Source organism: Gordonia mangrovi (genome assembly GCF_024734075.1).
GTDB lineage: Bacteria > Actinomycetota > Actinomycetes > Mycobacteriales > Mycobacteriaceae > Gordonia > Gordonia mangrovi.
On the sequence record NZ_CP102850.1, the window covers coordinates 134,899 to 158,974 of the forward strand.

At 67.0% G+C, this 24,076-nt stretch carries 20 protein-coding genes and 2 tRNA genes; 10 read left to right on the top strand and 12 right to left on the bottom strand.

The features are described 5' to 3' along the window. Nucleotides 1–152 precede the first annotated feature (152 nt). From NWF22_RS00625 to NWF22_RS00640, 4 genes are all read left to right on the top strand, one after another. Nucleotides 153–1,061: an ACP S-malonyltransferase gene (locus tag NWF22_RS00625; RefSeq protein WP_160901080.1), complete on the top strand. Its 909-nt coding sequence runs from the start codon at nucleotides 153–155 to the stop codon at nucleotides 1,059–1,061. 214 nt (nucleotides 1,062–1,275) lie between these two features. Beyond that, complete coding sequence (acpM, locus tag NWF22_RS00630; protein ID WP_160901079.1) at nucleotides 1,276–1,578, top strand: meromycolate extension acyl carrier protein AcpM; 303 nt, start codon at nucleotides 1,276–1,278, stop codon at nucleotides 1,576–1,578. Next, nucleotides 1,578–2,849, top strand: coding sequence for a KasA/KasB family beta-ketoacyl-ACP synthase (locus NWF22_RS00635; protein WP_160901078.1), 1,272 nt, complete (start codon nucleotides 1,578–1,580; stop codon nucleotides 2,847–2,849). Before acpM ends, NWF22_RS00635 begins: the two co-directional genes overlap by 1 nt. Nucleotides 2,850–2,880: 31 nt before the next feature. Beyond that, nucleotides 2,881–4,332 (top strand): acyl-CoA carboxylase subunit beta, encoded by a 1,452-nt coding sequence (locus NWF22_RS00640; protein ID WP_160901077.1) that lies wholly within the window; start codon nucleotides 2,881–2,883, stop codon nucleotides 4,330–4,332. 87 nt (nucleotides 4,333–4,419) lie between these two features. Here NWF22_RS00640 and NWF22_RS00645 read toward each other — a convergent pair whose 3' ends face one another. The 5 genes from NWF22_RS00645 to NWF22_RS00665 all read right to left on the bottom strand — a co-directional run bounded on the left by NWF22_RS00645 (nucleotide 4,420) and on the right by NWF22_RS00665 (nucleotide 9,790). Next, on the bottom strand, nucleotides 4,420–4,938 hold the full coding sequence (locus NWF22_RS00645; RefSeq protein WP_160901076.1) for a DUF3145 domain-containing protein: 519 nt from the start codon (nucleotides 4,936–4,938) through the stop codon (nucleotides 4,420–4,422). 126 nt (nucleotides 4,939–5,064) lie between these two features. Further along, entirely contained in the window at nucleotides 5,065–5,889 is an 825-nt protein-coding gene (locus NWF22_RS00650) for a serine hydrolase domain-containing protein (protein ID WP_160901075.1), read from the bottom strand. Between the two features lie 33 nt (nucleotides 5,890–5,922). After that, on the bottom strand, nucleotides 5,923–7,053 hold the full coding sequence (locus NWF22_RS00655) for an NDMA-dependent alcohol dehydrogenase (RefSeq protein WP_160901074.1): 1,131 nt from the start codon (nucleotides 7,051–7,053) through the stop codon (nucleotides 5,923–5,925). Between the two features lie 226 nt (nucleotides 7,054–7,279). After that, nucleotides 7,280–8,884, bottom strand: a complete 1,605-nt coding sequence (fadD5, locus tag NWF22_RS00660; protein ID WP_160901073.1) for a fatty-acid--CoA ligase FadD5 — start codon at nucleotides 8,882–8,884, stop codon at nucleotides 7,280–7,282. 90 nt (nucleotides 8,885–8,974) lie between these two features. Continuing rightward, nucleotides 8,975–9,790: an enoyl-CoA hydratase-related protein gene (locus tag NWF22_RS00665; RefSeq protein WP_258321282.1), complete on the bottom strand. Its 816-nt coding sequence runs from the start codon at nucleotides 9,788–9,790 to the stop codon at nucleotides 8,975–8,977. 197 nt (nucleotides 9,791–9,987) lie between these two features. Between NWF22_RS00665 and NWF22_RS00670 the strand changes: the two genes are divergently transcribed. After that, nucleotides 9,988–11,223 (top strand): TetR/AcrR family transcriptional regulator, encoded by a 1,236-nt coding sequence (locus NWF22_RS00670; protein ID WP_160901072.1) that lies wholly within the window; start codon nucleotides 9,988–9,990, stop codon nucleotides 11,221–11,223. Here NWF22_RS00670 and NWF22_RS00675 read toward each other — a convergent pair. After that, nucleotides 11,197–12,006 carry a hypothetical protein gene (locus tag NWF22_RS00675; RefSeq protein ID WP_160901071.1) on the bottom strand — a complete coding sequence of 270 codons (810 nt, stop codon included), beginning with the start codon at nucleotides 12,004–12,006 and terminating at the stop codon, nucleotides 11,197–11,199. The genes NWF22_RS00670 and NWF22_RS00675 overlap by 27 nt on opposite strands. 127 nt (nucleotides 12,007–12,133) lie before the next feature. Here NWF22_RS00675 and NWF22_RS00680 point away from each other — a divergent pair, with 127 nt between their 5' ends. The 3 genes from NWF22_RS00680 (at nucleotide 12,134) to NWF22_RS00690 (ending at nucleotide 14,967) form a co-directional block, all read left to right on the top strand. Further along, complete coding sequence (locus tag NWF22_RS00680) at nucleotides 12,134–13,273, top strand: acyl-CoA dehydrogenase family protein (RefSeq protein ID WP_160901070.1); 1,140 nt, start codon at nucleotides 12,134–12,136, stop codon at nucleotides 13,271–13,273. After that, on the top strand, nucleotides 13,230–13,964 hold the full coding sequence (locus tag NWF22_RS00685; protein WP_160901069.1) for a GntR family transcriptional regulator: 735 nt from the start codon (nucleotides 13,230–13,232) through the stop codon (nucleotides 13,962–13,964). Before NWF22_RS00680 ends, NWF22_RS00685 begins: the two co-directional genes overlap by 44 nt. Nucleotides 13,965–14,187: 223 nt before the next feature. Further along, complete coding sequence (locus NWF22_RS00690) at nucleotides 14,188–14,967, top strand: potassium channel family protein (protein WP_160901068.1); 780 nt, start codon at nucleotides 14,188–14,190, stop codon at nucleotides 14,965–14,967. Nucleotides 14,968–15,046: 79 nt separating this feature from the next. On the opposite strand, the gene NWF22_RS00695 is transcribed toward NWF22_RS00690, so the two are convergent. The 5 genes from NWF22_RS00695 to NWF22_RS00715 all read right to left on the bottom strand — a co-directional run bounded on the left by NWF22_RS00695 (nucleotide 15,047) and on the right by NWF22_RS00715 (nucleotide 19,786). Then, nucleotides 15,047–15,119, bottom strand: a tRNA-Asn gene (locus tag NWF22_RS00695). A 100-nt stretch (nucleotides 15,120–15,219) separates the two neighbouring features. Next, nucleotides 15,220–16,818, bottom strand: coding sequence for a regulator (locus NWF22_RS00700; RefSeq protein ID WP_160901067.1), 1,599 nt, complete (start codon nucleotides 16,816–16,818; stop codon nucleotides 15,220–15,222). A gap of 40 nt (nucleotides 16,819–16,858) precedes the next feature. Beyond that, nucleotides 16,859–17,566 (bottom strand): cysteine hydrolase family protein, encoded by a 708-nt coding sequence (locus NWF22_RS00705; RefSeq protein WP_202398389.1) that lies wholly within the window; start codon nucleotides 17,564–17,566, stop codon nucleotides 16,859–16,861. After that, the gene (locus tag NWF22_RS00710; protein ID WP_160901065.1) at nucleotides 17,566–19,002 is read right to left on the bottom strand and encodes an allophanate hydrolase; all 1,437 of its coding nucleotides are present in this window, start codon (nucleotides 19,000–19,002) and stop codon (nucleotides 17,566–17,568) included. The genes NWF22_RS00705 and NWF22_RS00710 overlap by 1 nt, the downstream gene beginning before the upstream one ends. A 94-nt stretch (nucleotides 19,003–19,096) precedes the next feature. Further along, the gene (locus NWF22_RS00715; RefSeq protein ID WP_160901064.1) at nucleotides 19,097–19,786 is read right to left on the bottom strand and encodes a GntR family transcriptional regulator; all 690 of its coding nucleotides are present in this window, start codon (nucleotides 19,784–19,786) and stop codon (nucleotides 19,097–19,099) included. A 145-nt stretch (nucleotides 19,787–19,931) separates the two neighbouring features. Here NWF22_RS00715 and NWF22_RS00720 point away from each other — a divergent pair. Both NWF22_RS00720 and NWF22_RS00725 read left to right on the top strand, forming a co-directional pair. After that, nucleotides 19,932–20,005, top strand: a tRNA-Ile gene (locus tag NWF22_RS00720). 443 nt (nucleotides 20,006–20,448) lie between these two features. Further along, complete coding sequence (locus NWF22_RS00725; protein ID WP_233750888.1) at nucleotides 20,449–21,819, top strand: cutinase family protein; 1,371 nt, start codon at nucleotides 20,449–20,451, stop codon at nucleotides 21,817–21,819. A 315-nt stretch (nucleotides 21,820–22,134) separates the two neighbouring features. Here NWF22_RS00725 and dnaG read toward each other — a convergent pair whose 3' ends face one another. Then, nucleotides 22,135–24,066 carry a DNA primase gene (dnaG, locus tag NWF22_RS00730; protein ID WP_160901062.1) on the bottom strand — a complete coding sequence of 644 codons (1,932 nt, stop codon included), beginning with the start codon at nucleotides 24,064–24,066 and terminating at the stop codon, nucleotides 22,135–22,137. Nucleotides 24,067–24,076 lie beyond the last annotated feature (10 nt).

Consider the following 24,076-nt stretch of genomic DNA (forward strand, 5'->3'; position numbering starts at 1 on the left):
GCTCATCAGGACACGGTTTCATAACGCATCTCGGAGTGGTGACGAACCAGGTACCCCTTCGATGAACTTTGTGGAAACCCCACAAATCCGTGCCACAAGGTTCATGGGCTACAACACCCGCAAAACGGGCTCCGACAGTGTTCTCTGGTCACGTGCTCACGATGCTTGCGCCCGGCCAGGGCTCTCAGACACCAGGGATGCTGACCACATGGTTGGAACTCGCGGGTGCGCGCGACCAACTCGCGACGTGGTCGAAGCTGACGAGACTCGACCTCGAACGGCTCGGCACCACCGCGACCGCGGAGGAGATCACCGATACCGCGGTCACCCAGCCACTCGTCGTCGCGGCCGCGCTGCTCGCCTTCGACGAGTACCGCAAACGCACCGAACTACCCGTCGACGCCATCGTCGCCGGCCACTCGGTGGGCGAACTCGCCGCTGCCGCGATCACCGGTGTGATCAGCGCCGACGAGGCCGTCACCCTGGCGGCGGTACGTGGCGCGGCGATGGCGAAGGCCTGCGCGGCGGAGCCCACCACGATGGCGGCGGTACTCGGCGGCGACGAGACCGAGGTGCTCGCCCGACTCGACGAGCTCGACCTGATTCCTGCCAACCGTAACGCCGCCGGACAGATCGTCGCGGCCGGCAAGGTCGAGGCCATCGACGAACTGATCGCCAACCCGCCCGCCAAGGCGCGTACCCGCAAGCTCGCGGTCGCCGGCGCATTCCACACGCGGTTCATGGCGCCGGCCCAGGACGCCGTCGCCGAGGCCGCCGCCAACATCACGCCTGCCGATCCGGAACGGACCCTGTTGTCCAATGCGGACGGCCGCCCGGTCACCGACGGCGCGGACGCGCTGGCCAAGCTGGTCGCCCAGGTGACCAAGCCGGTGCGCTGGGATCTGTGCTCGGGCTTCATGCGCGAGCAGTCCACCACGGCCATCGTCGAGCTTCCGCCGGCGGGCACGTTGGCGGGCATCGCCAAGCGAGAGCTGAAGGGGACGCCGACGCAGGCGCTCAAGAGCCCCGACGGTCTCGACACCATCACCGAACTTGGATAGCGGTCACGGCGCTGCGCCGTGACCCCCGGAAAGCCGGACCACACCGGTTGTCCAAGCACGCGCGGGCGGGTGCCCGCGTGTGCTCCGGAGCTGTTTGGAGCACCGATCAGTTTCCACTGGATCGACACTCACAATCGACCCCTGTAGGTCGACCCCCTACAGATCGACCCCCATAGATCGACCCCCATAGATCGACACAGAAGGGAGCCACACAGTGGCCGCCACTCAGGAACAACTCATTGCCGGCATCGCCGAGATCATCGAGGAAGTCACCGGCATCGAGCCGTCCGAGGTGACCATGGAGAAGTCCTTCGTCGACGACCTGGACATCGACTCGCTGTCGATGGTCGAGATCGCGGTGCAGACCGAGGACAAGTACGGCGTCAAGATCCCGGACGAGGACCTCGCGGGCCTGCGCACCGTCGGTGACGCCGTGGCCTACATCCAGAAGCTCGAGGCCGAGAACCCCGAGGCTGCTGCTGCCATCCAGGCCCAGGTCGAGGCAGACCAGAACTGATGAGTTCTCCGTCCCTCCGCGAATACTCCACGCTGGGCGGGAACTTCCCGAGTGTGGTGGTCACCTCCATGGTGGCCACCACCTCGCTGGGCGTCGATCTCGACTCCACCTGGCAGGGCCTGCTCGACGGTAAGACCGGCATCCGCGAACTGACCGACGATTTCGTCACCAAGTACGGTGAACTGCCGTGCCGCATCGGCGGACGCCTGCTGGCCGACCCGGCCGACGAGGTCACCCGCGTCGAGGCGCGCCGGATGGCCTACGTCGAGCGCATCGCACACGTCATGAGCAAGCGGTTGTGGGCCCAGGCCGGCGAGCCGGAGGTCGACCCCGACCGCCTGGCCGTGGTGCTGGGCACCGGGCAGGGTGGCGGCGACGCCATGGTCGACGCCGTGAAGGCGATCGAGTCCTCGGGCAACTACCGCAAGGTCTCCCCGCTGGCCGTCTCGATGGCCATGCCCAACGGCCCCGCCGCCGTGACCGGACTCAACGTCGGCGCACGTGCCGGCGTCATCACCCCGGTCTCTGCCTGCTCCTCGGGCGCCGAGGCGATCGCGCACGCGTGGCGCCACATCGTGATGGGTGATGCCGATATGGTGGTCACCGGTGGCGTGGAAGGCCACATCGACGCGATCCCGATCGCCGCGTTCTCGATGATGCGGGCGATGAGCACGCGCAACGACGATCCGGCGGGCGCTTCGCGTCCGTTCGACAAGGATCGCGACGGTTTCGTCTTCGGTGAGGGCGCCGCGATGCTCATCCTCGAGCGCGAGGAGCACGCGAAGGCTCGTGGCGCGCACATCCACGCCCGCGTGTTGGGTGCCGGGATCACCTCTGACGGCTTCCATCTGGTGGCTCCGGACCCGAGTGGCCAGGGCAACGCCCGCGCCATGACCCGGGCGATCCAGACCGCGGGCCTGCAGAAGAGCGACATCACCCACATCAACGCGCACGCCACGTCGACACCCATCGGCGATACGGCCGAGGCGGCCGGCATCAAGGCCGCCATCGGTCAGCAGGCGGCGGTGTACGCACCGAAGTCGGCTCTCGGACACTCGATCGGCGCAGTCGGGGCGCTGGAGTCCGTGATCACCATCAAGAGTGTCGAGGAAGGCGTGATCCCGCCGACGCTCAACCTGGAGAACCAGGATCCCGAATGCGACATCGACGTCGTGGCCGGCGAGGCCCGCTACGGGCAGATCGACTACGCGTTGAACAACTCATTCGGGTTCGGTGGGCACAACGTCGCGCTCGCCTTCGGTCGCTACTGACCGACGCTCCCCGACACCACAGGAGACTGCTTTGACCACAGTGGCCCCCATCTCCGGCCATGAGGACGCAGCCGATCCCCGCGATCCGCTGTTGCGGTTGACCACCTTCTTCGACGAAGGCTCGATGTCGCTGTTGCACACCCGCGACAAGTCAGGTGTGCAGGCCGCCATCGGGACGGTCGACGGCATTCGCACCGTCTCCTATTGCACCGATGGCACCGTGATGGGCGGTGCCATGGGTGTGGTGGGGTGTGCCCACATCGTCAACGCGATCGACACCGCCATCGCCGAACAGGCACCGGTGGTCGGCATCTGGCATTCCGGGGGCGCTCGGCTGGCCGAGGGTGTCGAAGCCCTGCATGCGGTGGGTGGCGTCTTCGAGGCCATGGTGCGCGCATCCGGCTACGTGCCACAGATTTCGGTGGTCGTCGGTTTCGCGGCCGGTGGCGCCGCATATGGTCCGGCCCTCACCGATGTGGTCATCATGGCCCCCGCCGGCCGCGTGTTCGTCACCGGCCCCGACGTGGTCAAGAGTGTCACCGGCGAGTCGGTGGACATGGAGACGCTCGGCGGACCGCTGACCCACGGCAAGAAGTCGGGAGTCAGCCATATCACCGCCGACTCCGAGCACGACGCCTATTGGCGCGCACGACGCCTCGTGTCCACCTTCGGCCGACAGGGCACCTTCGACCTGACAGCCGCCGAGGCCGGCGACACAGATCTCCGGGCACTGCTGCCCGAATCGAACCGGCGCGCCTACGACGTCCACCCCGTCGTCACTCACCTGCTCGACCCGCAACTCGCCGCCGACGGGACCACCGAGATCTCCAGTTTCGAAGAGCTGCAGGCCAAGTGGGCGCCCAATATCGTGGTCGGCTTCGGCCGCCTGGCCGGCCGTAGCGTCGGTGTGATCGCCAACAACCCCTTGCGGATGGGCGGCTGCCTCAACTCCGAGAGTGCCGAGAAAGCCTCTCGATTCGTGCGCCTGTGCGATGCGTTCGGCATCCCGCTCGTCGTCATCACCGACGTACCCGGCTATCTGCCCGGTGTCGGTCAGGAGTGGAACGGTGTGGTGCGCCGCGGCGCGAAGCTGCTGCACGCATTCGCCGAATGCACCGTCCCGCGGGTCACCCTGGTGACCCGGAAGATCTACGGCGGTGCCTACATCGCGATGAACTCCCGCGCACTCGGTGCGACCGCTGTATTCGCCTGGCCCGGCTCCGAGGTCGCCGTGATGGGAGCCAAGGCCGCCGTCGGCATCCTGCACAAGAAGGCGCTGGCCGCCGCACCCGACGACGAGCGCGAAGCACTCCACGAGCGTCTGGCCGCCGAGCACGAGGCCATCGCCGGCGGTGTCGGCCGTGCCCAGTCGATCGGCGTCGTCGACGACGTCATCGACCCGGCCACCACCCGCAGTCGGATCGCTGCGGCCCTCGCCGCAGCCCCCGCCCGCCGCGGACGCCACAAGAACATCCCTCTCTGAGGCCACACCGCGTTCTCGCGCGCCTGATTCCTGTTCGCGCGTGAGGCCGCGCGCGCGAACAGGAGCTGCGCGCGCGACCAGGAGCGCCTACCCCACCCGCTGCTGCAGCCAGGTGACCTCGGCGCCGGCCCCACCCATCCGATAGGGCTCCAGCGCGTCGTCCCACGCGGTTCCCAGAACGGCCTCGAGGTCGCCGGCGAGACCGATGCTGTCGGGTTGTCTGTCGATCAGCGATCGTAGCTGCATCTCGCCGATCATCACGTCGCCGTTGGCACTCATCGCGCCCCGCCACAGCCCCAATCCCGGGACATAGCAGAAACGTTCGCCGTCGACGCCGTCGCTGGCGTTCTCGGTCACCTCGAATCGCAGGCCCGACCATTCGCGCAGCGCGGTGACCAGACGCGCGGCAGTGCCGACCGGCCCGGTCCAGTCGACGGTCGCGCGCTGTAACCCGGGGTCGGCTTCTTGCGCGGACCACTTCAGGTTGGCCCGCGCATTCAGGGTCGACGACAGAGCCCACTCCACATGCGGGCACAGCGCCACCGGCGCCGAGTGGATGTAGACCACTCCAGTCGTCATGTCCGCAAACTGATTCAGATTGCGCACCTTGTTCACCTCCGGTTTTCGACGAGGAACGTCTTCCCCAACACACCTCGCGAATCCGGATATCACACTTGTGTGGTCAATTGTGCCCCATGTTGCACGTGTTGCGCCAGTTTCTGGTGTGCTTTCTCAGGAACGAGTTCGGCTGCGGACATCGTCGATGACGGCATCGTTGAACTCACTCCACAGGGGTTTGGCCCATGCACCGAAGTCGCGGTCGGTGAGCACGACACATGCGGCCTGCAGTTCCGGATCCACCCAGCAGAACGTCCCCGCCTGTCCGAAGTGACCGAAGGTGCGCGGCGAGTTCTGAGTTCCGGTCCAGTGCGGGCTCTTGTGGGACCGGATCTCGAATCCCAGCCCCCAGTCGTTCGGCTTCTGCTTTCCGTAGCCGGGTACGAAACCGTCGAGGCCCGGAAATTGCACCGATACCGCGTCGGTCGCGAGGTCGGCCGACAACACCGTCGGCGACAGCAGATCCGTGGCAAATCGCGCGAGGTCGGCGACGCACGAGCGGGCTCCGTGACCGGCCGGCCCGACCAGTTCCGTCGACGACATGCCGAGCGGTTCGCAGACCGCCTGCCGCAGGTACGTGGCGAAGTCGATGTCGGTGGCGGCCTGCACCGTTTCGGCGAGCACTTCGAAACCGGCACTGGAATAAATGCGTTGGGTCGCGACGGGCGCGATGACCTCGCGGCTGGCGAAATCCAGACCCGAGGCGTGCGACAGCAGATGCGCAATGGTGGCGTCAGGCGGCCCGGCCGGGTCGTCGAGGCTCACCGCCTCCTCCTCGACGGCGACCAACACCGCCTGCGCCACCAAGGGTTTGGTCACCGAGGCGAGTTCGAACACGCGAGTGGGGTCACCGAATTGATCGATGACCCCACTCGTCGAGACGATCGCGGCCGAGACGTTGTCGACCGGCCATTGCGCCAACGCATTCAAAGACGACACATCGGCCACACTACCGACATGCCGGGATGACGCTCAGCGGTCGGCGTCGGTGTATCGGATCACGCCGCGGATGTTCTTACCGTCGAGCATGTCCTGATAGCCCTCGTTGATCTGGTCCAGGCGGTACTGCCGCGTGATCATGTCCTCGATGTTGAGCTTGCCCATCCGATACATCGACAACAGTTGCGGGATGTCGAGCTTCGGATTGGCCCCGCCGAAGATGCTGCCCTGCAGATTCTTCTGCAGCAGCGTCAACATGGACAGGTTCAGCGTCACCTCGTTCTCGAGCATGTTGCCCATACCGGTGAGCACGCAGGTACCGGCCTTGGCGGTGATCCCCATCCAGGTGTCGACATCCTTACCGTGCACTTCGCCGACGGTGACGATCACCTTGTGGCACATGTGGCCGTTGGTCAACTCGGCGATGCTCATCGCGGCCTCTTCCACCGATGCGAACGCATGGGTGGCACCGAACTTCATCGCCTGCTCGCGCTTCCACTCCACCGGGTCGATCGCGATCACGTTGCGGGCGCCCGAGATGACCGCACCCTGCAGCGCCGCGGTGCCGACACCGCCCACGCCGACGATGGCGACGTCCTCGCCGGGGCGCACATGACCGCTACGCGTCGACGAGCCGTACCCCGTCGGGATGCCGCAGCCACACAGTGCGGCGACCTCGAACGGGATGTCCTTGTCGATCTTCACCGCCGAGGCCTCGTGGACCACCATGTAGGGCGAGAAGGTGCCGAGCAGGGTCATCGGGTAGACCGGTTCCCCTTCCGCCGTGTGGATGCGAAAGGTGTTGTCGGAAACGGCTTCACCCTGCAACAGCATCGCGCCGAAGTCACACAGGTTGGCCAGACCCGCCTTACACGAGGGGCACTTGCCACACGACGGGATGAACGACAACACCACGTGGTCGCCGACCTCGAAGTCGGTGACGCCCTCCCCTACCTCCTCGACCACACCGGCACCCTCGTGCCCACCCAGGATGGGGAACCCGGCCATCGGGATGCCGCCGGTCATCAGATGATGATCCGAGTGGCACATACCGGCCGCTTCCATCCGGATCTTGATCTCGCTGCGCTGCGGATCGCCGATCTCGATCTCCTCGATCTCCCACGGCTTGTTGTTCTCCCGCAGCAGCGCACCCTTGGTCTTCACCTGACATCCTCCACTTCCGACAACGACTCGACCGACTTCCATCGCCCCCCGGCAGACGCCGACGACCTAGAAGAGACCCTAGTCACTTTCGTGCAGAAATGGAACGTGTTCTAGTCCGAGATTCCTCCCACCGCAAACCCCACACAGACGAACGGACCGCATGCACAGCCCCGAGTGCACGCGGTCCGCTCTCACGCCCGGATCGACGCCACGATCCGGCTCACGCTCAGTTCGCCAGGCCGGCATCCTTGCTGCCGTAGGACGAACGCAGCGTCGGCTTGACCACCTTGCCGCCGGCGTTACGCGGCAGCTCGTCGACGATGACCAGGTCCTTGGGGTGCTTGAACCGGGCCAGGTTCTCGTTCAGATAGGGCTCCATCTCCTCCAGCGTGAGATCGTCGACGCCCTCGGCGAGCACCACCACGGCGACGGGCACCTCGCCCCACTTCTCGTGTGCGCGACCGATGATCGCGGCCTCCGAGATCTTCTCGTAGCCGAACAGGGCGTTCTCCACCTCGGCGCAGTAGATGTTCTCGCCACCGGAGATGATCATGTCCTTGGCACGGTCGACGACGTAGAGGAAGCCCTCCTCGTCCTCACGGACCAGGTCACCGGAGTGGAACCACCCTCCGTGGAACGCATCCGCGGTGCCCTGCGGGTTCTGCCAGTAGCCCTTCATCATGTTGGGTCCGCGGTAGACGATCTCGCCGACGTCACCGCGCGCCACGTCGTTCATCTCCGGGTCCACGACGCGTGCGGTCACCGCCGGCACCACCTTGCCGATCGAGCCGATCTTGCGCAGCGCATCCTTGCCCTCGAGGACACAGGTGATCGGCGACATCTCGGTCTGCCCGAAGACGGCGACATTGACTGCATCCGGGAAGGTCTCGCTCATCGCCCGGAGCACGGTGTCCGATGCCGGCGCCGCACCCCAGCTGATCACGCGCAGCTTGAGGTCACGCGGCTTCGCCTGCTGAGCGGCGCACACCGCCTGCCACTGCGCGGGCACCAGGAAGATCGACGTGGTGCCCTCCTGCTCCAGGATGTCGAGCATGTCGTTGGGGTCGAATGCCCCCAGCGGATGGATCACCGAGAGCGCGCCCATGTAGAACAGCGGGGTCATCGCGCCGAGGCCGGCGATGTGGAACATCGGTGCAACGCAGGCCCCGATGTCATCGGACCGGGTCTGCAGGGCCTGCAGACAGGTAACCGCCTGCGCCTGCAGGTTGGTGTGGGTGAGCATGGCACCCTTGGGCTTTCCGGTGGTGCCCGAGGTGTACATGATCAACGCCACGGTCTCTTCGGGGATGTCGATCTCCGGCAGATCCGAGGAATCCTCGGCCATCAGTTCTTCGTACTTCAGGTGCGCAGCATTGTCGGTGTCGCCGACCACGATCGTCGAATCGATCGCACCGGTGGAGGCCACCACCGCGTCGGCGAGCGGCGCCAGCAGCGACTCGGTGACGATCACCTTCGCGCCGCTGTCGGAGACCAGGAAGGCGATCTCGGCGGGGCTCATCCGGACGTTGACCGGCACCGGGATCGCACCGATGAGGTTGGCGCCGAGGGTTGCCTCCACGTACTCGCTCCGGTTGAGCATGACCAACAGGATGCGGTCACCGAATCCGACGCCTCGACGGCTCAGTGCTGCGGCGAAGGCCCGAGTGCGCTCGTCGAGTTCACGCCACGTGGTCACCTGGCCGAGGAACTTCAGCGCGGGACGATCGGGCGTCATGAAGGCGTGACGGCGCACCTGGTTGTTCCAGTGGTTGCGCCGCGACCGCAGTGGCTCGGTCGTGAGATCGCTGGCCGGGTCGATGGTTGCGGTCATGGGTTGTTCCTCCGTTCGTGCGCTGCTCTCGCAGGTCGCGTGTGGTGTTGTGTGGGTGTCGATGTCGGTCGGCGGGGATCTTCGGCGCCGTCAGGACTTGGCGCTGCTACCGGCGAAGGCTGCCATCGCGGCCTGGAATTCGGCGGACTGGAGCAATTCCGTCTGTCCATCGAGCTCGCGGTCGAGAGCGGCCTCGAAGTCGCCCATCGTGTGGGCATCGAGCGCCGCCTTGGTCAGCCTCAGCGCGCTCGTCGAGGTGCCCGCCAGCTTGCCGACGACCTTGTCGACAGTGGCGTCGAGTTCGGATCGGTCGGCCACGAGCCCACTCAGGAGCCCGGCACCGAATGCCTCTGCCGCCGGGAGCTTCTCGCCGAGCAAGGCCATGGTGTTCGCACGGGCCCGACCGATCGACGCGGCCACCAACATCGATGCCCCACCGTCGGGCATGAGACCGATGTTGATGAAGGCCAACAGGAAATAGGACCGCTCGGTCGCGTACACCAGGTCCGAGGCCATCGCCAGCGATGCGCCGATGCCGACCGCAGGCCCATCCACTGACGCGATGACCGGGACCGGGACCGCCCGCACGGCACGAGCGAGCTCGGACCCTCCGGAGATGACGCCGCGAGCCTGGCCGGCATCGAGACCACCGCTCGGATTACCGCCGGCGGTCTGGGCGATGTCGATGACGTCGGCCCCGGTGCTGAAGCTGCCACCGACGCCGTCGATGATGACCACCCGCACGTCATCGCGCTGCGACCACTCGCCGAGCGCATCCATGATCGTGCGGGTGGCCGCGCCGTTGAGCGCATTCATCCGATGCTGCCGGTCGATCTCGATCCGGGCCACCCCTCGTGCGTCCACCTCGGCCCGCACCTCGTCGACCGCAGCGTCGTGCTCACTCACTGTTCGCCTCACTCCTCAAGCTCTGTCACCCTCGCCTGCCACAGGTGGATCGACGCCCACAGTACTATCACAGTGCGACCTAGATCACGAGAATACTCATTAACTTATCTTTGCGACAAGGTCGATTTTGCTGGGACTTTGTTGCTGTCAGAGGAATCTCGTATGGAGAAGTTCGATTCCGGCTAAGCTCGCATCTCATGGCTTCACGTTCCCCGACCCCGACTGCTTCGCAGGGCCGCACGCCACGGCGTCGCCCGGCCGATCGGCGTGAAGTCATCCTGCGCGTGGCCGCCAAGGCGTTCAGCGGGAGCGGCTATCACGCTGTCCGTCTCGACGACATCGCCGAGGCCGCGGGCATCTCCGCGCCGGCCCTCTACCGGCACTTCCCGAACAAGTACGCCCTGTTCGCCGAGACGGCGCGCTCACTCGCCGACGCCCTGGCGGCGGCCACCGAGGCGGTGCCGATCTCGCCCGACGATCCCACGACCGAGTTGCGCGGGCTGCTCAGCGCGCTGACGGCCGCGGCGGTGGACAACCGGCGCACCGGCGGGATCTATCACTGGGAGGCCGACTACCTCATCGGCGACGACGCGCAGTACGTCCGCGCGATCGTGGTCGCCCAGCACCGGCGCATACGTGGCGTGCTGTACGCCTGCCGGCCCGATCTCGACGCCGCCTCGGCAGATCTCATCACTGCGGCCATGACGAGCGCGGTCGCCAGCCCTGCCACCCACCGCACGGCCCTGGCCGCGCGACAGATCGTGGCACTGATCACCGACGCCGCGATGTCGCTGACGGACGTGGAGTTGCCGCCGCAAGCGCCCATCGACCGCACGGGTGGCGGACTGTCCCCCACGTCGAAACGTGAGGTGCTGCTGGCGGAGTCGATCCGACTGTTCGCCGCCCGCGGGTTCCGCGAGGTGACGATCGACGACATCGCACGAGCCGCTGATCTGCCGCCGTCCGGCGTGTACCGACACTTCGAGAGCAAGGCCGCGATCCTGCAGGCGGCGTTCTGGCGGGCGTCCGATCGGGTCACCGCGATGATCTCCGATGCTTTGGCTCGCGCCGCCACTCCACGGGAGGCGATCGTGGCGCTGGTGACCGCCTATTGCGACATGTGCTGCACCAACAACGACATCCTCGCCGTCTACGCCAGTGAGATCGGGAACGTCGAACCGCGACAACGCACCGAACTCCGCGCTCAGCAGCGCATCAATGTCGAGGAGTGGGCTGGTTGGCTGACCAGAGATCGTCCCGAACTGACCCCGGTGCAGGCACGCTTTCTGGTGCAGGCGGCACTGAACGTGACGATGGACCTCACCCGCCCGCGCCGTCGACCGTCCGCCGAGCGGGTCAGCGCGCTGGGTCTGCGGCTGCTCCTGGCCGACCACACCCCCGGGGGTTCACACCGTGTCGATCTCGGCCAGTAGCCACCGACCGTCGCGTTGCTCCAAGGTCACCTTGACCCGTGACTGATACTGAATACCCTCGGGCACCTGGGAATTCACCTGCGGCGAGGTGACCGTCTGGTCGAGTGTCACCAACACGACCGCTTTGCCGTCGGAGAGCGACACCACCCCGGCATCGTTGGACACCGCCTGCGATGTCCCCTCCACCGCGGCATTGCCGCGGCGCGCGTCCCGCGAGGAGGTGATGTAGGTCTTGGCGAATTCAGGGGTGGAGATCTCCTGGATTCGGCGGTCCAGGTCGTCGTAGCGGGCCGGATCATAGGTCGCGACAGTGGCCGCGTAGTCGCGTGCCACGCGCATGATCTCCGAGCGGGTTGCCTCCGACGGCCCTGCCGCCTCCGCACGGTCTTCGGCCTGCATCCAGGCGAAAGCGAAGGACACCGTGGTCGCGGCAAGGATCACCGAGAGCGCGGCCAGCACGATCGCCGCAGCCCGCACACCACGCCGGGAACCGGTGGCGGCGACTCTCCCGGGAACCCGGTCCGTGGCGTCGCCCTCGCCCCGCCGCCGACCCCGGCGGCGCCTCTTCTTGCCGTCCGCCTCGGCACGCAGCCGATCGCGAGTGGAGCGATTGACGGCCAGGAATTCCTCACCGTCGAGCGAGGTCAGTTCCTCCGGTGATCGAGCACTCCCCACCCGCGGAGCATCTGCCGGGGACGAATCGGCGGCGGGATCGACGGCGGCGGGATCGACGGCGGCGGGATCGCTCTCGCCGGCTGACGGCGGCCGCTGAGACTTGGGCATGCGACCAATGTAGCGGGCGCCGTATGTGGTGCAGGTCACTCACATCCCGTACACATATATGTGATGTGATACTTTCGAGCCGACTTGGAGCGCTGCTCCCGACCATGACGAAAGGCCAGATCCCGCGATGGTGTCCTTCACCGACGAACAAACCGCATTCGCCAAGGCGGTCGCCGACTTCTGTCAGCGCGAAGCCGGCACCCGAGCGCAACGCGACGCGCTCACCGACAACGGTGCGGAACTGCATTCACCGGAGCTTTACCGCAAGATGGCCGCACTCGGCTGGACCGGCATCGTCGTCCCCGAGGAGTTCGGCGGCGCCGGCGCGGGCAACATGGAGATGTGCATCCTGCTGCAGGAGGCGATGCGCGGCAACGCGCCGATCGGCGGCATCGGCCCGACCCTGATCACGGCCGCCGCCTACCAGAAGTTCGCCGACGAACAGCTCAAGAAGGACGTCCTCGCCGGCGTCGTCGACGGCGATTCGCTGTCCATCTCGATGTCGGAACCCGAGGCCGGCTCCGACGTCGCGAACCTGACGTGTCGCGCCGAGAAGGTCGACGGCGGCTGGGTGATCAACGGTCAGAAGACTTGGTGTTCCAACGCGCACTTCGCCAAGTCGATCCTGCTCATCGCACGCACCGAGAAGACCGACAAGAAGCACGAGGGCCTGACCCAGTTCCACATCCCCGCCGGAACCCCGGGCCTCGAGGTCAAGGGCATCGACACCTTGGGCGGCCGTGAGGTCAACGACCTGTACTTCACCGACTGCGAGGTGCCTGATTCGGCCGTCGTCGGTGAGGTGGGCAACGGTTGGAACCAGCTGATGGCCGGACTCAACACCGAGCGGCTGATCCTCGCCGCGATGCAACTCGGCGTGGCAGAACGGTCGTTCGCCGACACCTTGGAGTTCATCACCGACCGCAAGCAGTTCGGCCGCCCCATCGGCACCTTCCAGGCGCTGCGCCACCGGATGGCCGACCTCGCCACCGAGATCGAGTGCACACGGCAGCTGGTCTACGCGGTGGCACAGCAGGCTGACGACAATCCCACCAAGCTGCTGCCGCGCGAGGCCTCGATGGCGAAGCTCAAGGCCACCGAGACGTCGAAGCGGATGACGATCGACGCGATGCAGATGATGGGTGGCTACGGCTACGCAACCGAGTTCGACGCGGAGCGCCTGATGCGCGGTGCGATCATCTCGACCGTCTACGGTGGCACAAATGAAATCCAGCGCGACATCATCGGCAAGACCTACGGGCTCTGACGGCCCGGCGCGCTCGACGTCAGGACGTCTGAGGCGCCGGCCCCAGCTCTCCGAAGAGGTCGCGGCGCACCTGCGTGAGCAGATCATGACCGCAGCGCTCCGTCCCGGTGACTACGTACGCATGGACGAGACCGCCGAGCGACTCGGCGTCAGTGTGACGCCGGTCCGCGAGGCGCTGCTCACCCTGCGGGGTGAGGGAATGGTGAATCTCGCACCCCATCGGGGCTACATCGTCGCCGAACTCAGCCGCACCGACGTCGAGGACCTCTTCTGGCTCCAGGGCGAGATCGCGGTCAAACTCGCATTGCGCACCGCGGACGCGATCACCGCCGAACAGATTGCCGACCTCGAATGGCACAACCAGCAACTACGCAGTGCGCTGGCCTCCGGTGACGGCAGTCAGGTCGCGAGCGCGGAGTTCGAGTTCCATCGGGTACACAACCTCATCGCGTCGGGCGGCAAACTCGCCTGGTTCCTGCTCAGTGCCACCCGCTACACACCCGCCCGGTTGTACGCGACCGATCCGGAATGGGGTGAGGTCGCCGTCGACTCCCACGCGAAGTTGATCGATGCCTATCGCGCCGGGGACCGGGCACAGGTCGTCGAGCAGACGCGGCGCCAGTTCGTCGACGGTGCCGCGCGCCTGACCCGGCACCTGGCGGGGACCGGTATCTGGGACGAGCACAGCTGATCCGGCACCGAGATTTCATCCGATCCGCGCCGCGCCGGGCCCGGTCGGACTGAGGTATCCGTCCGCGTCGGGTAGTCTCTTGTAGTGCGCCGCCCAGGGCGGGGCAGGTCACCCCCGACGACCTGCCCCGCCCTGGGCGGCGCCGGTCGTTCAGCGGTCCCGCGAGACCCACCGCGACCTCGTCACGTCGCGGTGCCCCGACGAGACGAAAGGTGCACTCGACATGGACACCGCCGACACCACATCCAACCGCCGCAGGGCCTCTGCCGTCGGCCGGCACGATTCGCTTGCGTGGTGGGAACGACGGGCGGAGTGGCCGCTGGTGGCCATGGCAATACTCTTCCTCACCGCGTACTCGGTGCAGGTTCTCGCCGATCCCGGTTCGACGATGAACACCGTCCTCGACGTCGCCATCTTCATGTCGTGGGCCGTTTTCGCCATCGACTACATCGTGCGCCTCGCCATCACCCCCGACCGCTGGTCCTGGTTCTGGCGGCACCTGGCCGATCTGGCCATCGTCGTCCTGCCGATGCTGCGCCCGCTCCGCCTGCTGCGGTTGTTGATCCTCATCACGGTGCTGCAGAAGGCACTCGGCGGTGCCATTCGAGGCCGCGTGGTGATCTACACGGCGGCCAGCGCGACACTCCTGATCTATGTGGCGTCCCTGGCGATCTACGAGACCGAGGGCGGCCTGCCCGACGCCACCATCACCTCGTTCGGCGAAGCGCTGTGGTGGTCCATGACCACGGTGACCACTGTCGGCTACGGCGACTACGCCCCGGTCACCACCACCGGGCGGGTCATCGCGGGTCTGCTGATGCTCGGCGGGATCAGTGTCATCGGTGTCGTCACCGCCACCATCGCGTCGTGGATCGTGCAGCGCGTCGCCGACGACGACGAGGCCAACGCGGCGGCCACTTCAGCCGAGATCCAGACACTGCGCACCGAGGTCGCCGAACTGCGCCGCGACCTCGCCCGTCACCGGGAAGCCGCCGAGGTGTGACCCGGGCGCGTCCGGGAAGGGCCGCCCCGGATAGCCAAAATCCCCGCCGCCAGATACCGGCGACGGGGATTTTTACTTGCTCCCCCAACTGGACTCGAACCAGTAACCGTTCGATTAACAGTCGAATGCTCTGCCAATTGAGCTATGGGGGAATGCTCTCGAACCGAGTGATGACTCTAGCGCATGGACGCGCCGGAGAACAAAACGCCTGCACGCTCGTTCTCCGGCGCATCCCCCGCGCCGCAAGTCACATCAGTGGCCGGCCACTACCTCGGCCTCGTCGAAGGTGCGGGGTGCGCGGGCGTTCGGCAGGAACCAGTACGCAATGCACACCACGCCGAAGAAGAAGTAGCCGAGTGCGACCTCGGGGCTGGCCGCCCAACTCACCTCGGGCGCGTGGATGAGCCCGATGAACGACAGCACCGCACCGACCGCGCACGCGATCGCGGCGAAGTGAAACTTCTTGTCCAGGATGAAGGTGACGATGGCACCCAGCACCAAACCCACCAGCACCGCACCCTCTCCCAGGGTCTTGAGACCGTCGTAGACGAGACCGGCGTTGCCGAGCGCCTCGGCGCCCACCTCGTCGGCTGTCGTACCGGCAGCGCTCAACGCATTGTCGATCATGCCCCTGCCCCACTCGGCGAGGTTCGGCAGAATCGCCGCCACCACCGCCACCGCGTGGAGTCGCGGTACGGCCTGGAATGCCTGCGCGCCGATCAGCAGACCGATGTAGAGCAGGATCGGCACGATCGCCGGTACCGGCAGCAGGGCCTCCAACACCCCGAAGAGCCCGACGAAGCACAGGATGCCGATCACCACCCCACTGGCCAACGAGTAACTCGCCCGGCCGCCCGCGTCCTTCCACCCGGGATGGCCGATGTAGACCGCCGGCGGGAACGGGGACCCGAAGGCGGCGCCGATACAGGCGCCCGCGCCGTCGGCCAGTAACACACTGCGCAGGTTGTAGCTGTCGCCGGCCGCCGCAGCGCTCTCGACGTTGCTCATCGCCTCGGTGAAGTTGTAGACGCCGAGGGGGATGGCGGTACCCAGTAGCGGCGCCAGGTCGCCGAGCCCGGAGATGAGCATGTCGACCCGTTGATCCGGAATCCCCACCGCGATGTCGGAGACGGCCTGTTCGAGGTCGGGCACCGACATGTAGCCACCGATCCAGCCGATCGCGGTGCCGACCAACAGCGCGGCCAGACCGACCGGGATGTTGCCGGGCAACCGGACGTCGGTGAAGAACCCGATCAGGATGATCGCCAGCACCGGCAGGCCGATCCAGGCGACCTCCCACATCTGTGCGGCCGGCCGCATGGCGATGAAGGTGATCGAGATGCCCGCGAGCGTGCCGAGCATCGCCGCCCGAGGCGTCAGCTTGCGTACATAGGGCCCGACGAATGCGCCGATCATCACGATCACGCCGATCATGAAGGCCCACGCCACTCCGGCTTGCCACGCCTGCATCGCATCGTCGGTGGACAGATATACCGGCAGCATCACGACGAACACCACGATGAACATGTGCGGCACGCTGGGTCCGTAGGGCAGGGCGGTGACGTCGGTGCGGTTCTCCCGCTTGGCGAGGCGGCGCGCGAGGAACGTGTAGTACAGATTGCCCAGGATCAGCGCCACGCCGAGCGCGGGCAGCACGGTGCCGAGCACCTCCCCGGCAGGGACCGCGACGACGGCGATCATCAGTCCGGTCAGCGTGAGCACGTTGACGAGGATGTTGAACCCGAGTCCGAAGAAGGCGTTGGTGTCGCCGCGGGTCCACCACGGCACGGTCGGCGGCGCGGGCGACGGCGCCGGGTCGGCGGGCGGAGCAGGGTCGGTGGTGGTGCTCATCGGTGGTGCGATCCTCTCGGCAACAGGTGGCGTGCCCGCATCAGGAGACTGCGGTGTCGGGCACCGTGGTCGACGGCGACGCTGCCGACTGATCGGTGAGGGCGGCGATCAGGACGCCGCTGGGCGCGGTCCAGCCGAAGATCCCGCCCTGCGCGGCGATCATCTCCAGGCCGACGCGTTGGAACTCCGGGAAATACGAACCGACGCAGTCGGATACGACGATGCATTCGAAGCCCCTGTCGTTGGCCTCACGGGTGGTGGTGTGCACGCACACCTCGGTGGTGACACCCGTGACCAGGAGTTGGGTGATGCCGTGTTCGGCGAGCACGGCATCCAGGTCGGTGGCGTAGAAGGCACCCTTGCCCGGCTTGTCGATCACCACTTCCCCGGCGGCGGGCGCGAGTTCGTCGACGATGTCGTGGCCGTACTCGCCACGGATCAGGATGCGGCCGTAGACGCCGGGATCACCGATGCGTTGCGACGGCGCACCGCGATTGAGTTTCGCCGGTGGACAGTCGGACAGGTCCGGCAGATGCCCCTCGCGGGTGTGTATCACCAACATCTCGGCCGCGCGCGCAGCGGCGAGCAATTCCGTCAACGGGGCCACGACCCGCTGCAGGAGCGTCACGTCGTTGCCGAGGCTCTCCCCGAACCCGCCGGGCAGCAGGAAGTCGCGTTGCATGTCGATGATCACGAGGGCGGTGCGCGCGAGATCGAGGTCCAGCGGCGCGGGTTGTGCGGCGATCATCACGGGTTCGGCCACGAGACAAGCCTTTCTGTGTGGTCGGTGGTCGGGGGCGCTATGGTCCGCGGCTCGTCGAGCAGGGCCGCGGCCAAGTGCACAACCGTGTCGTCGGAGCGCGCGTTGCCCAGCAGCATCACGCTGTGCGGCCGACCATCGGCGGTGTGCCCCTGCGGCACCGCGATGCCGAGCAGGTCCAGCAGATTGCCGAAGTGGGTGTAGTGACCGAGCATCGTGTTGGTCTCGATCGGTTGGTCGAGAACCTCCTCGACGGTGAACGTGCGACCGATGGTGGGCACCACGAGCACGTCCAGATCGCGCCACGTCCGGCCTACCTCGGCCCGCAGTTCCTGTAGTTCCTGGAGTGCGGCGAAGGCGTCGACGGCGCTGTACTTCTGCCCACTGCGCAGGATGTCGCGGACCACCGGATGGATGGAGTCCGGGTGTTCGGCCAGGAAGTCGCCGAACACCACCAGCCGTTCGGCAACCCACGGTCCCGCATACAGCAACTCCCCGGCCGCCAGGAACGGCGCCAGGGATACCTCGACGATCTCCACTTTCACCGCGAACGCGTTGTGCTCCAGTCTGTCTCGAAACGCCAGGTGGGCCGCGCGCATCGCGTCGTCACCGAAGAACTCCAGTTCGCTCACCGGTGGCAGACCAATACGGATCGGAGTGCCCGGATACGTGGGCCCGGCGCTTCGGGACCAGGGATCGCCGTCGTCACGACCGGCCATCACCGCCATCACCCGGTCGACGTCGTCGATGTGGCCGGCCATCATCGTGATGCAGTCCAACGATTTGCATGCCGGCACCAGACCGACCGTGCTGATGAGACCTCGTGACGGTTTGTATCCCACCACCCCGTTGAGCGCCGCGGGCACTCGACCGGAGCCGGCGGTGTCGGTCGCCACCGCGAACGGAACCTGACCGAGCGCCACGGCGAGCGCCGATCCGGAGCTCGATCCTCCCGAGATCATCTCTCCGCCATAGACACTGCGCGGTACCGTATGCGGCGTGCGGGTGCCGTTGAGTCCGGTGGCGAACTGGTCCAGATTCGTCTTACCGACATACAGTGCCCCCGCATCGAGCAGTCGCTGGACCGCCGGCGCCGTCACCGCCGGGACGTAGGCGAAGTCCGGACACGACAGTGTGGTCGGCACTCCCGCGACGTCGATGCTGTCCTTGACGCCGAACGGGACTCCGTAGAGCGGGAGCGTCCGAGCGCCAGGACGGCTCTCGAGCTCGGCCGCCGCGTCGAGCAGTTCGTCACGACCCACGGTCGACAGCCACGTGCCGTCGTCGCCGCAGGCCCCGATCGCATCGGCCACCCGTCGAGCGGTCCGTAGGGGCGAACCCGTTCCACTCACATGTTCGGCCAGAATTTCCGCGATCGATGGACCCAGGACGGGGCCGGAGCCCTGCGGGTCGAGATTCTCCATACCGTCGATTGTCGACAGAATTATGGCATCTGCGGATCGGCTGTGTGTCGGTTATGTTAGCGGCGCTCGGGCGCGGCCGGCTGGTGCGACCCGGCTACCCCGCCCCGGTGACCGGCGGTGCGGCCAGGTCGAGATACTGCAGATGCTTGTGGTCGCGCAGCGCCGCGACCGCCGCGACCGGATCGTTGGTCTCCAGGGCCTCGAGGATCGCCAGATGTCGCTGGAATCCGTCGTCCGGCCCGTGGTGGTCCACGGTCTCCGCACGCAGGTTCACCGCCATCGGCAACTGCAGCTTGAGCAGGATCGGCTCCAGGGCGATGTCGAGTTGACGGTTTCCGGCCAGGCCGACGACCGCCGCGTGGAACCGCCGATGCGCATCATCCTTCGCAAGGTCGTCGGCCGCCCGCTTCATCTCCTCGACGGCCGCACGTACCGGCGCGAGCTGGGCGGCCGGGTCGTCGAGCGGAAGGGCCGACTCCACCGCAAAACGCTCGAGCACCTGCCTCAGCTCGAAGAGTTGCACGATGTCGCGCGGCGACCACTCGGCCACCCGGGTCCCGCGACGCGGCTGATGCTCGACGAGGCCCTGCTGGGCCAGCAGGCGCAGCGCCTCCCGCACCGGCGCTCGACTGATGCCCAGATCGGCGCACAACGTCTCTTCGACGATCTTCTGGCCTGGTTTCAGTCCGCCCGAGAGGATGGCATCGCGGATGCGCCGCCCCGCCACGTCGACCAGACTCTCGGGGAGATCACTGTCCATGCTCGCCCCGTCGGCCCCGGTCATGCGCCCCTCGTTCGTCACCGTGCTCGTGCCATCCACTCTCGATTCCCTGCAGTCTAGCCAGTGTCGACCTCGTGACGCGGTGCCGACCGGCGCGCCGAACTCGTGCGGTAATGTGGCGCGTCGGGCATGCGCTGTGCCCACGCCGGGGGCGGTAGCTCAGTTGGTTAGAGCCGCGGACTCATAATCCGTAGGTCGCGGGTTCGAGCCCCGCCCGCCCCACCGATCGCGGTGCGCGACCTCATCCTTTGCGCAGGTTTTGTTAAGCTAACGAATCACTGCCCCGAAAGCATTTCGCCCGCACCACATTTCACAGCTTCATCAGGCAAGAAGAGTTCCTCATCGATCACTCTGGCCACACTGGAAACTCCAACAACCCTGCGCGGCAGCGGGACTCGCAGGGTTCACCAGCTCGACACGCGGTGGTGTCGCTCAATGGGGCGAAAGTTCGCCGCCCGAGTGGCCCCACACGATAGAGTTCGAGATCATCACAACGACCTTCATCACGTCACAGTTGCCCGGGTTCGGCCGACCGACCCGCCAAGTCGCCCCGTGTGGAACTCAACATGACGCGTGCCCCTCGTGTTTTCCGAAAGATCCTGTCCTCCAACACAACTGAACAACCCCGCGGAGCGCATCCGGCGACAGACGCGCTACGCCTCGCGATGACGGTCGTGACGATCGCCATCGTCGGCGTGCTGCTCACGCCGACACCCGCGTCGGCCCAGCCATCCGACCCCACGACGTTCAACCTGTTCATCCCGGGAACCTGGGAAACCGACGAGACCGCCGACCCGTCCACACCGACCGGTGCACTCACACCCATCGCCGAGCGTATCCGCCGCGACCATGGCGATTCGGCCCACATCTACTTCCTGCCCTATCTCGCCCGCGCCTTCGACAACGGGGAGAGCTACGGGGTGAGCAAGGCGACCGCACTGGACAATGCCGCCCGCGTGCTGCGCGAGTTCACCGCCGAGCATCCGTCGGCGAAGGTGACGATCACGGGATACAGCCAGGGCGCCGACGCCGCCGGCGATCTCGCGTCGGCGATCGGCAACCGACTGGGACCGATCACCCCGGACAGGGTGCTCGCCGTCGCGTTGCTCGCCGATCCGCGCGCGGGTACCCGGGGCGAGACCGTCGTCGGCCCCCGGGCCGACGGCATCGGCATCGCCGGCCCGCGTCCGGCAGGCATGGGCAGTCTCGCCGGACGGGTCTCGTCGATCTGCGCCCGTGACGACCTCTACTGCTCCATTGACAAGCAAGAGAACCCGCTGCTCGGTCAACTCGGCACGGTGCTGGGCAAGACGCCCGACCAGGCCGCGCTCGCTGTGGCGCGCGCGGCCACCGCCGCCAGCACGCTGGCCTCGATCGACCTCCGCGGTATCGGCGACGGCCTGGCGACGCTGCCGCGGCAGACCGCCGCCGGAGACCTGGCCGCCGCGCACTCGACCGCCAGAGAGCTCAATACCGACCTGCGGCCTCTGGTGACCCTGGCGGCAGCCGTCGATTTCACCGAGATCTCCGCCACGCTCGCGCTCATTCCCGACGACACCGGCTTCACCCAGGCGATGTCACTGGTCGCCGCAGGACTTTCCCATATCGACATCGAACGGGCCGCCGACCTGGTGGGCCGAATCCAGGAGCTCACGTGGGTGGCCGCCGCCGAGGTCGGCCGACGTGCCGGGGCCACGACCGTGCCGGTCACCACCGACACGCGCGCCGAGGTTGCCCGCCTCGGCCGGGAACTCGCCCTCGTGGCCCACGACGTGGTCTCCGTGCGCGCGCGGACCGGTTCCGGGATGCCGATCGCATCCCCCGACCTGCGCAGTTCCGCGGCCGACGTCACCGGTATCGTCGCGAAGTACGCGATCACCGATCCCGCCGCCCTGATCACCGATGCGGTCTCGGCCGGGCACTTCTACGCCGGCGACAGCCACGTCCGTTACGGGTCACTCGTGGTCGACGACGAGGGCAACGACGCGGTGGACTGGCTGGCCCAGTGGCTGTCGACCGCCATCGCCCGCGGATGAGTGTGTTGTCCGCCACACCGTTGCCCGGGAGGTGACATCCCGCCGCTCGACCTGCCCTTTCGGACAGGTCGGGCGATACTTCTCCCATCGCACACAGCGCGCGAAGGGGAGACACCATGCGGGGAACCGATCACATCTGGGGCAGGCCGAAACCCACACCCGATCACTGCCGCGGCCCGCACACCTATGGCGGTGGGTGCACATTCAACGCCGACGACCCGCACCGACCGCTCTTCCCCGAGCAGCTCCGCCCGGGCGCGAGGTATGCCAGGGCAGCGTGAACGTCAGGTGCGGTCGGATCAGTGGCGGTCGGACTCAGCCGACCCCGGAGTCGGGGTCGACGGCTTGTTCCAGCAGGCTGCGCCGATAGGCCTCCAACGCCACCAGATCCCCGAACACCGCGTTGTAGCCGTCCGGGTCCTCCCCCGGCGCCATCCGACGCAGACGCGACTTGATGTCGGCGATCTGGGCACCCACCCAGACCTCCTGCAGCCGCGCCAACACACTGCTGATGTAGCGCGAGATGTTGTCTTCGGTGACCGGCATCGACTCCACCGCGAGTTCGGTGACCAGTGGACCGAGAACGGGATCGTCGACGCCGATGTGTACCGCGTCCACCCACTCGGCGCCACCCATGCCCACCGACGTGCCGCCGAGAGTGGACATCGCCGTCCGGATCGCCGCGTAGGCGGGTTCGGTGAAACACTCCACCGGCAGCGAGTCGAACACCGTGCCCGCGATGGCGGGATACTGCAATGCGGCCTTGAGGGCTTCGCGCTGCGGCCACAGGCGCGGATCGGTCGGTAGTGGCCGCCCCGTCGGCGGTGTCGAGGCGGCCTCCGGGCGCTGTCGCCGGATCGAGGTGACCTGCGCCGAGCGCCCGGTGTTCGAGGGCGCCGTGCCGGTCGCCCGGGCATGCCGCGCACCCTCCTCACGGACACGCCCTAAGACCTGCGCCACGTCCTCCCAGCCGACCCAGCCGGCCAGCTGCCGCGCATACTCGTCGCGCAACGCGACATCCTTGATCCGCGCGACGACGGGAACCGTCTCACGCAGTGCGTGCACACGCCCTTCCGCCGTGTCGAGGTCATGACCGCCGAGCAACGCCTTGATCGCGAATTCGAACATCGGTACCCGCCGCGCCACCAGGTCACGGACCGCCGCGTCGCCACGGTCCTGTCGCAACTCGCACGGGTCCATCCCCTCGGGCGCCACGGCCACGAACGTCTGTCCGGCGATGCTCTGTTCGCCTTCGAAAGCCTTGAGTGCAGCGGCCTTTCCGGCTTCGTCGCCGTCGAACGTGTAGATGACCTCGCCCCGGAAGTACGAGTCGTCCATCATCAGTCGCCGCAACAGCGCCAGATGGTCCTCGCCGAATGCGGTCCCGCACGAGGCCACCGCGGTGGTGATCCCGGCCAGATGCATCGCCATCACGTCGGTGTAGCCCTCGACGATCACCACCTGATGCCCCTTGGCGATGTTCTTCTTCGCGTGGTCGAGACCGAACAACACCTGAGACTTCTTGTACAGCATGGTCTCCGGCGTGTTCATGTACTTGCCGAGATTGTCGTCTGCGAACAGTTTGCGCGCGCCGAAGCCGATGATGTCGCCGCCGAGATTGCGGATCGGCCACAGCAGCCGGCGATGGAAGCGGTCGATGGGGCCTTTGCGTCCCTGCTTCGACAAGCCCGCGGCCTCGAGCTCACTGAACTCGAAGCCTTGGGACAGCAGGGTTTTGGTCATGGTGTCCCAGCCGGCCGGGGCATACCCACAGCCGAATGTCGCTGCTGCGGCGGCGTCGAAATTCCGCTCGGTCAGGTAGTCGCGCGCCGGCTGCGCCTCCGGCGACTGGAGTTGCTGTGCGTAGAACTTCTGCGCGGCGGCGTTGGCCGCCACGAGCCGTGCGCGGGTGCCACGGTCGCGGATGATCGCGGTGCCGCCGCCCTCGTAGTGGATCTGGTAACCGATGCGGTCGGCGAGTTGCTGCACGGCCTCGACGAAACTGATGTGCTCCTGCTTCTGCAAGAAGCTGTAGACGTCACCACCCTCGCCGCAGCCGAAACAGTGGAAATGTCCATGGTTCGGCCGGACATGGAACGAGGGGGTCTTCTCGTCGTGGAACGGGCACAGCCCCTTCATGCTGTCGGCGCCGGCCCGGCGCAGCGCCACGTAGTCGCCGACGATCTCCTCGATGCGCGTCTGCTCACGGATCGCCGTGATGTCGCGATCGGGGATTCGGCCTGGCACGCCGACCAGT

Bases quoted from the DNA above. Each gene is read 5' to 3' on its own strand.
- NWF22_RS00635 (WP_160901078.1), top strand. From the start codon at position 1,578: ATGAGTTCTCCGTCCCTCCGCGAATACTCCACGCTGGGCGGGAACTTC.
- fadD5 (WP_160901073.1), bottom strand. From the start codon at position 8,884: ATGACCGCAACCATCGACCCGGCCAGCGATCTCACGACCGAGCCACTG.
- NWF22_RS00670 (WP_160901072.1), top strand. From the start codon at position 9,988: ATGGCTTCACGTTCCCCGACCCCGACTGCTTCGCAGGGCCGCACGCCA.
- NWF22_RS00675 (WP_160901071.1), bottom strand. From the start codon at position 12,006: ATGCCCAAGTCTCAGCGGCCGCCGTCAGCCGGCGAGAGCGATCCCGCC.
- NWF22_RS00680 (WP_160901070.1), top strand. From the start codon at position 12,134: ATGGTGTCCTTCACCGACGAACAAACCGCATTCGCCAAGGCGGTCGCC.
- NWF22_RS00685 (WP_160901069.1), top strand. From the start codon at position 13,230: ATGAAATCCAGCGCGACATCATCGGCAAGACCTACGGGCTCTGACGGC.
- NWF22_RS00690 (WP_160901068.1), top strand. From the start codon at position 14,188: ATGGACACCGCCGACACCACATCCAACCGCCGCAGGGCCTCTGCCGTC.
- NWF22_RS00700 (WP_160901067.1), bottom strand. From the start codon at position 16,818: ATGAGCACCACCACCGACCCTGCTCCGCCCGCCGACCCGGCGCCGTCG.
- NWF22_RS00705 (WP_202398389.1), bottom strand. From the start codon at position 17,566: ATGATCGCCGCACAACCCGCGCCGCTGGACCTCGATCTCGCGCGCACC.
- NWF22_RS00710 (WP_160901065.1), bottom strand. From the start codon at position 19,002: ATGGAGAATCTCGACCCGCAGGGCTCCGGCCCCGTCCTGGGTCCATCG.
- NWF22_RS00715 (WP_160901064.1), bottom strand. From the start codon at position 19,786: ATGACCGGGGCCGACGGGGCGAGCATGGACAGTGATCTCCCCGAGAGT.
- NWF22_RS00725 (WP_233750888.1), top strand. From the start codon at position 20,449: ATGACGGTCGTGACGATCGCCATCGTCGGCGTGCTGCTCACGCCGACA.